Genomic DNA, 13673 nt, shown 5'->3' on the forward strand with positions numbered 1-13673 from the left:
ATTGATGACATGAGCGAAGCGGGACGTGAATTGTACGAGGCGGCTGTCGCCTGCGAGAGGGCAGGGGACATGGCGGGCGCGTTCGAAGCGTTTCGCGATGCGGCCAAGGCGGATGAGAACGTCGCGGCGCCCTATGTCGGCCTGGCGCGGATCCTGACGCGCAATCACCAGCGCGTCGACGCGATCGCATGTCTTTGGCGTGCTTCTGCATGTGAACCGCGCAATGTGTCCGTCTGGAATGCGCTTGGGCAGACATTGGCCAGCGAAGGAAGGCTCGATGAGGCCGAGCAGGCCTACCGGCGGGCCCTGGACTTGCAACCGGAGGCGCTGGTGCCCGCGCTGCGGCTGGCGCAACTTTACGAGGATAAGGGTGATCGCCGTGCCGCGAAGGAAGCATATGAACGGCTGCTGCGAGGTCATGCGGATGAGGCGGAAGGGCTCGTCGGCCTGCTGGCCGTCGCCGAGGGAGCTTCGCTGGCCTCTGCAATTGAAAGCGCACGCAGGCGCATCGCCAAGGTAGATGAGCGCGACGCGGCGCTGATCGGCTATGCGCTGGGCAAGGCTTTGGCGCGAAGCGGCGAACATGAAGCGGCCTTTGCTGCATGGCGTGCCGCAAATCAGGCGCGACAGCGGCAGGCCGGACTTTTTGACCGGAATGGCTTCGACAGGCGGATCGACCGCCTGATTGAGCTTTTTTCTTCCGAATTCTTTGCCGCGAGGGAGGGTTGGGGTACGGCATCGGAGCGCCCCGTTTTCATCGTCGGCCTCCCGCGGTCCGGCACCACCCTCACCGAACAGGTGCTGGCCAGTCACCCCCTGATCCACGGAGCGGGTGAACTCGATGTGCTGACAGATATGGCGACAGGAACGCCTGACCGTTTGGGCGGGAACGAACTGTCATGGCCGGAAACCGCTCCACATCTTTCGAGGGAACATGTGGACGCGATTGGTGCAGATTATCTTCAGCGACTCGCTGCAGTTTCGGATCCCGGCGCGGCTCATGTAGTCGACAAGCAACCGCTTAATTTTTGGCATCTGGGGCTGGTGGCGCTGGCGCTGCCCGGTGCCCGGATCATCCATTGCACGCGCGATGTTCGCGACAACGGCCTCTCCATCTATGTCGAGAACTTTGCGCTTGACCAGCGGTGGGCGACCGACCTCGACGACATTGCCCATTATTGGCGCGGCTATCGGCGGTTGATGGGGCACTGGCAGGAGGTGCTCGGCCCGCGGATGGTCGAAGCGCGGTACGAGGATATGATTGACGGGTTGGAGCCGCAATCGCGGGCGCTGCTGGATTTCTTGGACGTGGAGTGGGACGAGCGGGTCCTCTCCTTTCACAACAGTAAACGTGCAGTGCAGACGCCCAGCCGCTGGCAGGTGCGTAGGCCGATCTACGCAAGTTCACAGGGACGCTGGCGTCGATACGCGGCCAATCTGCAACCGCTGATCGACGTTGCTGAGCCGGGGAAGCAGTGATCATGACCCTTCCCGCGCCCCTGCGCACCACGATCCGTTGTCTTGCCGCAATCATCCTTGGATATTTTGTCACGGCGGGAACAGCCGCGCTTGCCGCAGTGCTGATGGTTCGATTTGCAGGATGGGACAGGACGGACGCTTTCGTCGTTGCGGGCAGCTATTCGTGGATCGTCTGGGTGGCCTGTTTCATGTGGGCCTTTGCCGCACGGCAGCTTTGGTTCATGCCGCTGGGCATGGCGATAATGGCGACCGGCACGATGGCGGGGGCGAAGGCCATCGAACCCTATCTGCCTGTGCTGGGCGCTCTTTGAGATGGCGGCGCCCGCGCAGCCTGACGAGCCCGGCGGTGTTCGGCTGGCGTTGAACTGGCTTCACACGTGGTTTGGGCTGCTCAGTTGCCTGCTCCTGCTGGTGATTTTCTGGACTGGGACGCTCGCCGTGTTCGATTGGGAGATCGATCGATGGATGAAGCCCGCCACGCGATTTACAGCACCCACGGAAATGTCCATCGATGCCTTTCGCCCTGTCGCAGAGGCGTCGGCGCCAGGAGCCGAATTCTGGCAAGTGCAGTTTGCCACGGACCGGGCGCCCGCGGAATTCTATGCTCAGTTAAATGATGGGACACACTTTTACCGCACCATCGGTCCGGATGGGCTGACCCTGCTGCCGGACCAGGGGACCTATGGCGGCACCCAATTCTTCTATCCATATCACTTCACCCTCAACATCGGCTTTGCGAACATCGGCCTGATCCTCTGTGCCTTTGCAGGCATAATGATGATGGTGTTGTGCGTCTCAGGCGTGATCATTCATCGCCGTATATTCGCCGACTTCTTCACCTTTCGAAAATCGAAAAAAAGCCAGCGTAGCGTCCTCGACCTGCATAACCTCACCGGCGTGCTCGCTTTGCCGTTCCACTTCGTCATCTCGCTGTCAGGCGTGGCGCTGTTCAGTGCAATGTATCTACCCACCGCGCAGGAAGCCGTCTTTGCGAGCGATCCGACCGCCTTCGATCAGGATTATTTCAGCCGTCCTGCGACAGGCGAAGCTGGCCAGAATTCGGCGTCTCTGGACGTGATGGCGGAGGAAGCGGCGCGGCGCTGGGATGGCGTCCGGCCGGGTCATCTGCGCATATATTATCCCGGCGACGCCAACTCCTATGTCGAAGCGCGGTGGCCGCTCCATGGTTCGCTGGCCGCGCGATACCATAGTATCTGGTTCGATGCGGCGACGGGCGACGTCTTAGCTGCGCCTCAGCCCAGTGCCGCCAGTGCGGGCTACGCCGTACTGTGGGGTCTGCACGTTGTGCAGTTCGACCATCTCACCATCCGCTGGCTATACTTCCTGTCCGGTCTGGCTGGTTGCGTGCTGATCGCCACCGGGCTTCTGTTCTGGTCGCAGTCTCGCCGGAAGCGCCACGCGAAAACGGGAAAGAAGGGTGCGGAAATCGTCGCGGTGATTGCGATCGGTGGGACGACCGGGCTGATTCTGGCGACGCTCGCCTTTCTGATTTCCAACCGACTGCTGCCGTTAGATATGGAAGGGCGCGCAACGCTCGAAACCTGGTGTTTTCACGCCGGTTGGCTGGCGGCGTTCGCCCATGCAGGGGTTCGCCGGGGGGCGGCTTGGCGAGAGCAGTGGATCGCGATCGCCATCGGCGGCGTTGTCGCCGTCGCTCTGAATGCGGTGACGACCGGCGATGCGATTCCCGTGGCGATCGCGCGCGGGCAATGGGGTGTTGCGGGGATCGATATCATGCTCCTGCTTGGCTCCTTTTTGGCGATTGCCGCCGCCTGGCGAATGCGCAATTCGCAAGTCAGGACAAGAGAAGGGCATGAGAAGCAATTCTTACCGGCGGAGAAGAGCTGAATGTCGGGACTGCCAAGCTTTATCGTGGTATTGGCGCTGACCTACGTCGGCTTTTTACTGTTGGCGCGAAGCCAGGCAAAATACCGCCCGCCGCCGGTTTGGGCAGCTCGGATCCCGCCATATCGGCTGCGGCTATTCGGGGGCTTCTTGCTTGTCCTCGCTCTTGCCGTAGCCCTGCAAATGCAGGGGGTCGGCTTTGGCAGTCTTTTATGGGTCCTGACGCTCGCCGCAGGAGCCGGAATGGTGGTGCTCCGGCTCGCTACCTCGGCGCGCTAGGAGTGTTAAGCTCTTAGTTGAGTTTGGTGACAGGTCGACGGCTTCCCTGGTCTCGCTAAATCGCTGACAAGCTGAAGCGATGGCGCGTATGCCCGTCAAAGTGACAGCGGTGTACAAGATATTGAAATATATGGAATGGTGACCCCTACGGGAATCGAACCCGTGTTTCAGCCGTGAGAGGGCCGCGTCCTAACCGCTAGACGAAGGGGCCGTCTGCGAGAGCGCGCGAGATATTGCGGGGAAGGGCCGGTGTCAACCGAAGAGCCCTCTCCCTTTTCCGCTGCGTGGATGCCAGACCCGTGCGGTCAAGCAGCGGCGGCTATCTGATCCTTGTCAATTTCCTCGCGAATGCCCTCGGCCAGCAGGAAGGCAAGTTCGATAGACTGACTGGCGTTCAGCCTTGGGTCGCAATGGGTATGATACCGATCAGCCAGCGTTTCGTCCGTCACTGCCGCCGCGCCGCCCGTGCATTCCGTCACGTTCTGGCCGGTCATTTCGGCGTGGATACCGCCCGCATGGGTGCCCTCGGCCCGGTGCACGGCAAAGAAGCCGCGAACTTCGGCAAGGATACGTTCGAAGGGGCGCGTCTTGAACCCGGATGCAGCCTTGATGGTATTGCCGTGCATGGGGTCGCAGGACCAGACGACGTGACGGCCCTCTGCCTTCACACGGCGGACGAGCCGGGGCAGACCGGCCTCCACCTTGTCATGGCCGAACCGCGCGATCAGCGTCAGGCGGCCGGGATCGTTCGTGGGGTTCAGGACATCGATCATGCGGATGAGGTCGTCAGGCTCCAGCGAGGGGCCCGCCTTCATTGCAATTGGATTATTGACGCCGCGCAGGAATTCGACATGCGCCGAGCCCGGAAAACGCGTCCGGTCCCCAATCCACAACAGATGCGCGCTGGTATCGAACCAGTCGCCGGTCAGCGAATCCTGCCGCGTCATCGCCTGCTCATAACCCAGCAGGAGCGCCTCGTGGCTGGTATAGAAGTCGGTGCCCTTCAGTTGCGGCACGCTTTCTGGATTGACGCCGCACGCCTCCATGAACGCAAGCGCCTCGCCAATGCGGGTTGCGACGTTCTGATATTTCGCACCCGCTTCTGACGCGCCAACGAAATCCAGGTTCCATTTATGGACCTGGTGCAGATTGGCATATCCGCCCTGCGCCAGTGCACGCAGCAGGTTCAGAGTGGCAGCAGCCTGCATATAGGCACGCTGCATCCGCGCTGGGTCGGGCTCCCGTCCAACTTTGTCGAAGCCCATGTCGTTGACGATATCGCCGCGATAGCTGGGCAGGGAGACGCCGCCCTGTTCCTCGGTCGGGCTGGAGCGGGGCTTTGCGAACTGCCCGGCCATGCGGCCCACCTTAACGACCGGCATCTGGCTGCCGAAAGTCAGGATAACCGCCATCTGCAAAAGTACGCGGAACGTGTCGCGAATATTATTCGGATGGAATTCCTTGAAACTTTCGGCGCAGTCGCCGCCCTGCAACAGGAAGCCCTTGCCCGCCGCAACCTGAGCGAGGTCGGCGCGCAGCCGGCGCGCCTCGCCCGCAAAAACCAGCGGCGGATAGGAACCAAGTAGCTGTTCGGTTTCTGCCAGCGCGGCACCATCGCGATATTCCGGGATGTGCAACGCCTCGAAGTCGCGCCAGCTGCCCGGCGTCCAGTTTGAAGAATGGGTCATAGGGTCATTCTGCCTTATAGAGGCGGCTGCGGCAACTGCGCCGGGCACTCGCCCAATGCTAGCGCATCAGCACCAGTTCTTCCGCCATCGTCGGGTGGATCGCAATTGTCTCGTCCACCTGCTTTTTGGTGAGGCCCGCCTTCACAGCAATCGCCAGCCCTTGCATGATTTCCGGGGCATCCGGGCCAATCAGATGCGCACCGACCAGCTTGTCTGTCGCGGAATCGACGATCAGCTTATAGAGGCTGCGTTCGTTCCGATCGGCAAGAACGTTCTTCATCGCGCGAAAATCCGATGTGAATATCTCAACCCCGCCCAGCGTGTCGCGCGCCTGCGATTCGGTCAGCCCCACGGAGGCGATCGGTGGGTGAGAAAAAACTGCGCTTGGTACGCAGCTATGGTCCACCGTCCAGGGATTGTCGCCGAACAATGTGTCCGCGACGGCGTGGCCCTCTCGGATCGCAACCGGGGTCAGCTGGACGCGGTCGGTGACGTCGCCCACCGCATAAATATTGTCGATATTGGTGCGGCTTGCTTCGTCGACCTTGATGGCACCGTTGTCTTTCAGTTCGACGCCGACTTCCTCAAGTCCAAGTCCCTTCGTATTGGCGGGCCGTCCGATCGCCGCCAGCAGCAGGTCCGTCTCCAGCACTTGTCCCTCTTTCTCGCCCTCACCAGGGATGTCGATGCGGATAACGCCGTCCGCGTCCCGGGTGATCTTCTCGAACGGGGCATTGTAGAGGAATTTTATGCCCTTCACGGTTGAGATGTGCTGTAGCCGCTCGACCACGGAGTGATCATAGCCGCGTAGCAGTCTGTCGGACCGATTGGCGATCGTGACGTCGACACCCAGTTCGTTGAAGATTCCGGCGAATTCGTTGGCGATATAGCCACCGCCTGCGATGATGATGCGCTTGGGTAGCTTTTCCAGATGGAAAACGTCGTTCGATGTTATGGCCAGTTCGCTGCCTTCGCACGGGAAGGTACCCGGATGCGATCCGGTGGCGATCAGTATATATTTTGCCGTGAAGCTTTTGCCGTCCACCTCGACCGTGTGTTTGTCGGCAAGAATGGCGCGCCCCTCGTGAAGGGAAACATCGTGGCTGGTGAGGGTCGACTTGTAGGCGTCTTCGAGTCGGTCAACTTCAGAAAGTACATTGTCACGCAGGCAGTCCCAATCGAAGCTCTTGCCTTCGATGTTCCAGCCAAAGCGGCGCGCGTCGACCAGATCCTCTGCGAAGTGCGCGCCGTAAACGAGCAGTTTCTTTGGTACACAGCCGCGGATGACGCAGGTGCCGCCGACACGATGTTCTTCCGCCAGGCCAACGCGCGCACCATGACCAGCTGCGATCCGGCTCGACCGAACGCCACCGGAGCCTGCGCCAATTACGAAATAATCATAGTCGAATTCTGCCAAGGGGGACCGCCATCCTGATTAGGGGAAACATGAAAATAGGTTCGTAATTGCGCCTAGCAAGATGACAATGGCTTTGCGATAGCCGCCTCGCATCACTAGAGGCGTAGGCGGGGACGGAGCGGAATAAGAGTAAAGGGGGTAATGCGTATGGCCGACCCACGTCGTGTGTTCGTCGCCGAGGATAATGGACTTGTAATGATGTCTCTGGAGGGGCTGATCGAAGACATGGGGTGGGAGCTTGTCGGACCAGCCACCACGGTCCCCGAAGCGCTGGAACTGGCCGCCGCGTGCGAGGTGGATGTTGCGCTGTTGGACGTCAATCTTGCCGAGGAACGCAGCTATGCCGTCGCGGCGCTGCTGCAGGAAAGGGGCGTCCCCATCCTGTTTGCCACGGGCTATGACAATGATCTCGGCATGCCGGAATCGTTGAAGGGCGCGCCTGTCATCATGAAGCCCTATGCGTTGGATGACATGGAGGAGAAGCTGCGCGAACTGGCCGGCTAGTTATTGAGCCGCGCCCCTCCCGGCCGCAATATCCAAACTGGCTGGTGCAGGAGGGGCGCGGCGCAAGCGGGCATTTCATGCTAACCTCGCGAGACGTCGGCGTGGCGGTGCCTCCCGCCCAAGCCTCGTTGGCGGGGCAAGTTCAGGCAAGTCAGGTATAAGGTATATGGCCCGCAAACATTCGAAACATGGTCCTATTGAGGAAGTGCGGGACGAGGAGGAGAATACCCCGCCAGCGGAGGTGTCCTGCTGGTTATGTGGTCGGCCCACCGGGAAGATCATCGTGTGGCACCATCCTGTGCCCAAGAGCCGCGGCGGGCGCGATGTCGTTCCCATGCATCCAATTTGTCAGCAGACCTTAATCGCCAATTTTACCAATTCCGAACTGCAGCGGCATGCGATGGATGTGGACGCGCTTTTGGCCAATCCCAGCGTTCGGAAGTTCGTCGACTGGGTAGCCAAGAAAGATCCGGATTTTACCGCCACTATGGCGAAAAAGCAGCGCTGATAAGCGTATATCGTCGGTGACGAACCGTTTTATCCTTGCAAGCCCAGCCTGGCGGGAGAGCGGTGCGCTTGCACGAGATCATCTGGTGGGCGGCGTATGGGCTGATCATATTCCTTGCTAAATGCGCAACGCACTGATTGGCATCTCTTGCAATGACTGAAGGATAGACGGCTGAAGTATTCAAGGGATTGAGGCGGATAGGCGGACGGGGTGACGCACGTTTTCCATGGTTTGACGTATATGACTATGCGTGCGCCTACCTGTTCAGAGGTGACGACAAGTTGACCGGCCCCACCGCCGCTCTATCACTTCGAAACCCTTATACTTGAAAGGAGTCTTCGGAGCATGCTGTTTGACACCTTGAGTGCGAAGTGCGGATGTTCGAGGGATGGCAAGAGCCAGGCGATGCTGCGACCGGTTGTCAGATCGCTGGCGGCCGTGGCGTTCCTTCTTTCGAGCCTGACCGTGGCGGGGGCGCCCAGCGTGGCGCAGGCGAATCTTTCGGATCAGGTTGATCTTTCGGACGCAGCCTGTTCCGAACTGTCAGACGCGGCATTTAATTTGCCCAGGGAAGTTGCGGTTTCCATCGGAGACGCCCGGCGCGTTGCTGCAACATCGGACCGACCTGAACTTTGCCGGGTGCAGGGTTATGTTACGCCGAACACCGGTTTTGAATTGGTTATGCCCATTTCGGGGTGGAATGGTAAGTTCTTTCATGCCGGCTGCACAGGCTCTTGCGGTTTTGCGGCCGAGTCCGTCTGGACAAAGGAATGCGACTATCCGCTGACGCGCGGCTATGCCTGCGTAATTTCCGACATGGGGCACCGGGGCACTCCTGCTGACGGCCTGTGGGCATGGAAGGATCTTCAGGCGAAGCTGGACTTCGCTTACCGCGCCACCCATCGTACCACGCTTGCGGGCAAAGCCATCGCCTCGAAATTCTATGGTCAATTGCCGCGCCACTCCTATTTCATGGGCTGTTCGACTGGCGGCCGACAGGGACTTGTTTCAGCTCAGCGTTTCCCCGACGATTTCGATGGCATCATCGCCGGCGCTCCCGTCGTAAGCGAGGCGGGAACCTCGATGAGCTTTGTGTGGACCCTGCAAAGCCTTCAGGATGAAGATGGCTCACCAATATTCGACGATCGCAGCCTTGGCGTGCTCCATCGCGGGGCGATTGCAACGCTGGACGCGCAAGATGGACGGCGCGATGGCGTTATCGATGATCCACTTGGCGGCTTTGATCCTGTGGACCTGCAATGCCGGGACGGCGCTGCCGATGACTGCCTGACCGCCGAACAGGTGGCGGCTGCTCGCGCCGTTTATCAGGGGCCCGTTAATTCGGACGGTCGCCCTGTTTATTTCGGCGGCGGTTTCCTTCCCGGATCGGAAATGACCTGGCGCAGCTTTCTGCCGATCGATGGGCCTGCGGAGGCGACGCAATCGGGCACGGATACGACCCGCTTCATCCAGTCCGACTTTGGCCCAGGCTGGAATGCCATGGACTTTGATTTCGACAAGGACCCTGATCGCCTGCGCGAATATGAGGTGCTTTACTCCGCCTCCCACCCGGACCTGCGAGCCTACCGTCAGGCGGGGGGCAAGCTGCTGATTTATCATGGCTGGGCCGATGCCCGGGTCGCACCGCTGAACAGCGTAGATTATTATCGGATGCTGACGCGCACCATGGGTGGCGCACAGGAAACACGCGCCTTTGCAAGGTTGGTGATGGTGCCGGGAATGAACCATTGCTGGGGCGGCAACGGCGCCTTTGCGATCGACTATATCCGCGCGATGGAGGATTGGGTTGAGCGCGGGCAGGCCCCCGACACGCTCAGGGCGGCACATCGCGTGGCGCAGGAGGCGAGCGAGGAGGGGCCGACGTTCATCCATGCATTTCCTGCCCCCGCAGAGACGGAGCGTGACGTCCGCATGCTGCCGACCTGGAACGAGGCAGATTAGACGCCCGAAAACGGGCGGGCTCTCGTCACACGGCTATCCGGTATTTCCCCAGGCAGCGCTGCCCGCCATGAACGCCAGCTCAAACAGGCCGTTTTTTGGGTTTGCGAGGCTTGGGCTTTTTACCCGGAACCGCGTTCCGCTCCGGCGAGTTTGCGGGCCGGTCTTTATGGGGCTTCTTGGCGTAGGAAGCTCCCTTCTTTCGACCCGCAGACGGACCGTTGTTGCGCGAAGGGCGAGTGGAATCCTGGGGAGCGTCGGGAGACAGTTCGATATGGACATCCCCGCCGTTCTCATCTCCCGCAGTTCGCCCTAGCGCATCTGCAAACTTGTCCGCAGCGGCGCGCGGTATCTGGAAGTGGGTCACCCTCGGCCCGATGCGGATTGCGCCGATCTGGTTGCGGCTAATGTGCCCGCGGCGGCACAGCAGGGGCAACAGCCAGCGCGGATCGGCCTTCTGTTGTCGGCCGATATCCATGCGAAACCAAACCACGTCGTCAAACCCCGGCCTTTGACGCTCTTTTCTTGCTGCGGCCTGCGCTTCCGGTGAATTGATCAGCAATTCCTCAGGCTCCGGCATTTTGGCCCGGTGCGCCTGGATTAGCATCGCGGCGAGTTCCTGCGGCGTACGCTCGCTCAGCAGGCGTTCGGCCAGTTTCCGATCGGTCTCGTCCACTTCGACAGGCATTAGCAGCGTCTTCAGCAGACGCTCGCGATCCATTGCCAGGATCGCCTCCCGGTCGGGCGCGTCGATCCATTCGGCATTGATGCGGGCGTTGCGCAACATGGACTCTACCCGGCGGCGGCGGGGAAACGGGACCACGATGACCGCCGTGCCCTTTTTTCCCGCGCGGCCGGTTCGGCCAGATCGGTGTTGCAGCGTCTCTGCATCGCGTGGAATTTCGACGTGAATGACCAGGCTGAGGTTCGGCAAATCGAGACCACGGGCGGCGACATCTGTCGCGACGCACACGCTTGCCCGTCTGTCGCGCAGGGCCTGCAGCGCCTGATTGCGCTCTGACTGGGAATGTTCACCGGACAGAGCCACGGCTGAAAAGCCGCGTTCCTGCAGGGTTGCATGCAGATGCCGCACGTTCTCTCGCGTGGCGCAAAAAAGGATTGCGGTGTCCGCTTCGTGAAAGCGGAGCAGATTGATTACTGCGTTCTCGATCTCGGAAGGCGCCACCGTTACAGCCTGATAGGCTATGTCATTATGGCCGCGCTCGCCGCCGCCGGTCGCGATCCGCAGGGCATCGCGCTGATAACGACGCGCCAGTGCCTCCATGGGGCGCGGCATTGTCGCCGAGAACAGCAATGTGCGCCGGGTTTCCGGCGCGGCGTCGAGAATTTCCTCAAGTTCTTCGCGGAAGCCCATGTCGAGCATCTCGTCGGCTTCATCGAGAACGACAGCGGCCAGTTCCGAAAGGTCAAGCGCACCGCGCTCCAGATGGTCGCGCAGACGGCCCGGCGTACCGACGACGATTGTTGCGCCCGATTTCAATTCCCTGCGTTCCTGCGAGGGGTTCATTCCGCCGACGCAGGAAACGACGCGAGCCTTCGAATTTTGATACAACCATGTCAGTTCGCGACTGACCTGCAGTGCGAGTTCACGCGTGGGCGCGATCACCAGCGCACCCGGCTTACCGGTCGACTGCACCTGTCCATCACTGCCCAGGATTTGCGCTGAAAAGGCAAGCCCGAATGCCACGGTCTTGCCCGAACCCGTTTGTGCGGAGACGATCAGATCGCGTTCCCGCAGATCCGGATCCAGTACGGCGGCCTGGACCGGGGTTGGCGCTTCGTAGCCTCGTTCCGCCAGGGCATTGGCAAGGCCGGCGGGCAAATCGGAAAATGTCATGAACTTGGCTTTCGGAAGGCAAAAGGGGTGCCGGCTTCGCGGCGCGCAAGACGCTGCTCATTTCGGAATCGCATCTGCGGGATCGGCCCGCATCGCGGGATGACGCGCCCCTATAGCCGATTAATTCGTATTTGGCTGCGATTATTATACGCAGCCCAGCGCAGCCACCCGCGATCCGGCTCCGCTGCTGCCGATCAGTCGGCCCTTGCAGATTCCAGCGAGCCGAGCGGTGTAATGGGTCGGAGGGAAACGAGAGAGCTTTTCGGCCGAAGAAAGCTCATTCCTGCCGTCACTCCACGGTAACGGACTTCGCCAGATTGCGTGGTTGGTCGACATCCGTGCCCTTTGCCACCGCGACGTGATAGGCGAGGAGCTGCACCGGGATTGCGTAGACCAACGGCGCGATCAGCGGATGCACTTTCGGCATGCGGATCGTCGCAAGCAGGCCGTCACCGGCCTCCGCAAGCCCTTCGGCATCCGAAATCAGCACTACCTGCGCACCGCGTGCCTGCGCCTCATGCATGTTCGAAACCGTCTTTTCGAACAGCGGGCCGGATGGCGCGATCACGATCAGCGGGACACTCTCGTCAATAAGAGCGATCGGACCGTGCTTCATTTCGCCCGAAGCGTAGCCTTCTGCATGGATATAGCTGATTTCCTTCAGCTTCAGCGCCCCCTCCAGCGCCATGGGATAATCCGGCCCGCGGCCCAGATAGAGGACGTCTCGCGCCTTGGCGATGGTGCCTGCCATCGCCTCAATCTCGTCATCATGGTCCAGCGCCTCGTTCATCGCCGCAGGAACTTCGGATAGGTGACGAACGATATCGCGTTCTTCTTCCGGCGACAGTTTCCCCTTTGCGCGAGCGAGGTTAGTGGCGAACGCCGCCATGACCGCAAGTTGGCAGGTGAACGCTTTTGTAGACGCAACACCGATCTCGGGTCCGGCATGCGTTGGCATCAGAAGGTCGGCCTCTCGCGCCATGGTGGAGGTCGGCACGTTGATGATGCCCGCCGTGGTCGCCCCCGCGTCGCGGCAGTGGCGCAGGGCGGCCAGCGTATCGGCGGTCTCCCCCGATTGAGAGATGAAGAGCGCGAGTTGCCCCTTCTCTATGACCGGATCGCGATAGCGGTATTCCGACGCGACATCGACCTCGACCGGGACGCGCGCCAATTGTTCGATCCAATATTTGCCGACCATGCCGACATAGGAGGAGGTGCCGCAGGCGACGATGGTGACGCGGGTGACGGAGGAAAGATCGAATTCCATGTCGGGCAGGGCGACCTGCTCTTCCAGCGGGCGCAAATAGCTTTTCAGGGTTTGCGCCACCACGATCGGTTGTTCGAAAATCTCCTTCTGCATGAAATGCCGGTAATTGCCTTTTTCAACCGCCGCCGCGCTTGCGCCGCTTGTCGAAATGGCACGTGTTACAGGCTTGTTTTCAGAGTCGAAAATCTGTGCGCCATCGCGGCGGACGACGCACCAGTCGCCCTCTTCCAGATAGCAAATGCGCTGCGTCAGGCCAGCCAGCGCCAGCGCATCGGAGCCGAGATACATTTCGTCGTCGGCATAGCCCAGCACCAGCGGCGATCCCAACCGTGCGCCGATCATCATGTCGGGGTGGGATTTGAAAATGATCGCCAGTGCAAAGGCACCGCGCAGCAGCGGCAATACGGCCTTCACCGCCTCTTCCGGCGATGCGCCGTTCTCAACCTCGCGGCTGAGGAGGTGCGCGACGACCTCGCTGTCCGTCTGACTTGTGAAGGTGCGCCCATCGGCGATCAGTTCATCACGCAGCGGCTTGAAATTTTCGATAATGCCATTGTGCACCAGGGCGACGTGATCGGTCGCATGTGGATGGGCGTTGCCAACCGTCGGCGCGCCGTGCGTAGCCCAACGGGTATGGGCAATGCCCACCTGTCCAGGCAGCGGGTCGGTACGCAGCTTTTCTTCCAGATTGCGCAGCTTGCCTTCGGCGCGGCGGCGTTCCAGCTGATCATTGTGCAGGGTGCATATCCCCGCACTGTCATAGCCCCGATATTCCAGCCTTTTCAGGCCATCAAGCAGGTCCTGGGCAACGTCGCGTTCGCCAATGATACCAATGATTCCGCACATGG

11 protein-coding genes and 1 tRNA gene are annotated in these 13673 nt (G+C 60.8%); 7 read left to right on the top strand and 5 right to left on the bottom strand.

Features of this window, described 5'->3' with window-relative positions; translation table 11 throughout:
* Nucleotides 1-9 precede the first annotated feature (9 nt).
* The 4 genes from ACSMXM_RS01660 to ACSMXM_RS01675 are packed head-to-tail and all read left to right on the top strand — an operon-like array spanning nt 10 to nt 3624.
* Nucleotides 10-1479, top strand: a complete 1470-nt coding sequence (locus ACSMXM_RS01660) for a sulfotransferase family protein (RefSeq protein WP_460313395.1) — start codon at nt 10-12, stop codon at nt 1477-1479.
* A gap of 2 nt (nt 1480-1481) precedes the next feature.
* Nucleotides 1482-1790 carry a hypothetical protein gene (locus tag ACSMXM_RS01665; protein WP_460313397.1) on the top strand — a complete coding sequence of 103 codons (309 nt, stop codon included), beginning with the start codon at nt 1482-1484 and terminating at the stop codon, nt 1788-1790.
* Between the two features lies 1 nt (nt 1791).
* Complete coding sequence (locus tag ACSMXM_RS01670; protein ID WP_460313398.1) at nt 1792-3348, top strand: PepSY-associated TM helix domain-containing protein; 1557 nt, start codon at nt 1792-1794, stop codon at nt 3346-3348.
* Nucleotides 3349-3624 carry a DUF3325 family protein gene (locus ACSMXM_RS01675; RefSeq protein WP_460313400.1) on the top strand — a complete coding sequence of 92 codons (276 nt, stop codon included), beginning with the start codon at nt 3349-3351 and terminating at the stop codon, nt 3622-3624. It abuts the gene before it with no gap.
* A gap of 136 nt (nt 3625-3760) precedes the next feature.
* On the opposite strand, the gene ACSMXM_RS01680 is transcribed toward ACSMXM_RS01675, so the two are convergent.
* The 3 genes from ACSMXM_RS01680 to gorA all read right to left on the bottom strand — a co-directional run bounded on the left by ACSMXM_RS01680 (nt 3761) and on the right by gorA (nt 6729).
* A tRNA-Glu gene (locus ACSMXM_RS01680) sits at nt 3761-3835 on the bottom strand.
* Nucleotides 3836-3929: 94 nt separating this feature from the next.
* Nucleotides 3930-5312 (bottom strand): class II 3-deoxy-7-phosphoheptulonate synthase, encoded by a 1383-nt coding sequence (locus ACSMXM_RS01685; protein WP_460313402.1) that lies wholly within the window; start codon nt 5310-5312, stop codon nt 3930-3932.
* Between the two features lie 58 nt (nt 5313-5370).
* Entirely contained in the window at nt 5371-6729 is a 1359-nt protein-coding gene (gorA, locus tag ACSMXM_RS01690; RefSeq protein WP_460313404.1) for a glutathione-disulfide reductase, read from the bottom strand.
* Nucleotides 6730-6876: 147 nt separating this feature from the next.
* Here gorA and ACSMXM_RS01695 point away from each other — a divergent pair, with 147 nt between their 5' ends.
* The 3 genes from ACSMXM_RS01695 (at nt 6877) to ACSMXM_RS01705 (ending at nt 9703) form a co-directional block, all read left to right on the top strand.
* Nucleotides 6877-7233, top strand: a complete 357-nt coding sequence (locus ACSMXM_RS01695; protein WP_460313406.1) for a response regulator — start codon at nt 6877-6879, stop codon at nt 7231-7233.
* Nucleotides 7234-7399: 166 nt separating this feature from the next.
* Nucleotides 7400-7741: a hypothetical protein gene (locus tag ACSMXM_RS01700; protein ID WP_460313408.1), complete on the top strand. Its 342-nt coding sequence runs from the start codon at nt 7400-7402 to the stop codon at nt 7739-7741.
* Nucleotides 7742-8146: 405 nt separating this feature from the next.
* Entirely contained in the window at nt 8147-9703 is a 1557-nt protein-coding gene (locus tag ACSMXM_RS01705) for a tannase/feruloyl esterase family alpha/beta hydrolase (RefSeq protein ID WP_460313409.1), read from the top strand.
* A 79-nt stretch (nt 9704-9782) separates the two neighbouring features.
* Here the strand turns inward: ACSMXM_RS01705 and ACSMXM_RS01710 are convergent, their stop codons facing one another.
* Together ACSMXM_RS01710 and glmS are read right to left on the bottom strand one after the other, a co-directional pair.
* The gene (locus tag ACSMXM_RS01710) at nt 9783-11558 is read right to left on the bottom strand and encodes a DEAD/DEAH box helicase (protein WP_460313411.1); all 1776 of its coding nucleotides are present in this window, start codon (nt 11556-11558) and stop codon (nt 9783-9785) included.
* 289 nt (nt 11559-11847) lie between these two features.
* The gene (gene glmS, locus ACSMXM_RS01715) at nt 11848-13671 is read right to left on the bottom strand and encodes a glutamine--fructose-6-phosphate transaminase (isomerizing) (RefSeq protein ID WP_460313413.1); all 1824 of its coding nucleotides are present in this window, start codon (nt 13669-13671) and stop codon (nt 11848-11850) included.
* Nucleotides 13672-13673 lie beyond the last annotated feature (2 nt).

The sequence above is a fragment of the Pacificimonas sp. ICDLI1SI03 genome, from assembly GCF_054740865.1.

What these genes read in the sequence shown, in the direction of transcription:
- ACSMXM_RS01660 (WP_460313395.1), top strand. Translation starts at nt 10, where the DNA reads ATGAGCGAAGCGGGACGTGAATTGTACGAGGCGGCTGTCGCCTGCGAG.
- ACSMXM_RS01665 (WP_460313397.1), top strand. Translation starts at nt 1,482, where the DNA reads ATGACCCTTCCCGCGCCCCTGCGCACCACGATCCGTTGTCTTGCCGCA.
- ACSMXM_RS01670 (WP_460313398.1), top strand. Translation starts at nt 1,792, where the DNA reads ATGGCGGCGCCCGCGCAGCCTGACGAGCCCGGCGGTGTTCGGCTGGCG.
- ACSMXM_RS01675 (WP_460313400.1), top strand. Translation starts at nt 3,349, where the DNA reads ATGTCGGGACTGCCAAGCTTTATCGTGGTATTGGCGCTGACCTACGTC.
- ACSMXM_RS01685 (WP_460313402.1), bottom strand. Translation starts at nt 5,312, where the DNA reads ATGACCCATTCTTCAAACTGGACGCCGGGCAGCTGGCGCGACTTCGAG.
- ACSMXM_RS01695 (WP_460313406.1), top strand. Translation starts at nt 6,877, where the DNA reads ATGGCCGACCCACGTCGTGTGTTCGTCGCCGAGGATAATGGACTTGTA.
- ACSMXM_RS01700 (WP_460313408.1), top strand. Translation starts at nt 7,400, where the DNA reads ATGGCCCGCAAACATTCGAAACATGGTCCTATTGAGGAAGTGCGGGAC.
- ACSMXM_RS01705 (WP_460313409.1), top strand. Translation starts at nt 8,147, where the DNA reads ATGCTGCGACCGGTTGTCAGATCGCTGGCGGCCGTGGCGTTCCTTCTT.
- ACSMXM_RS01710 (WP_460313411.1), bottom strand. Translation starts at nt 11,558, where the DNA reads ATGACATTTTCCGATTTGCCCGCCGGCCTTGCCAATGCCCTGGCGGAA.
- glmS (WP_460313413.1), bottom strand. Translation starts at nt 13,671, where the DNA reads ATGTGCGGAATCATTGGTATCATTGGCGAACGCGACGTTGCCCAGGAC.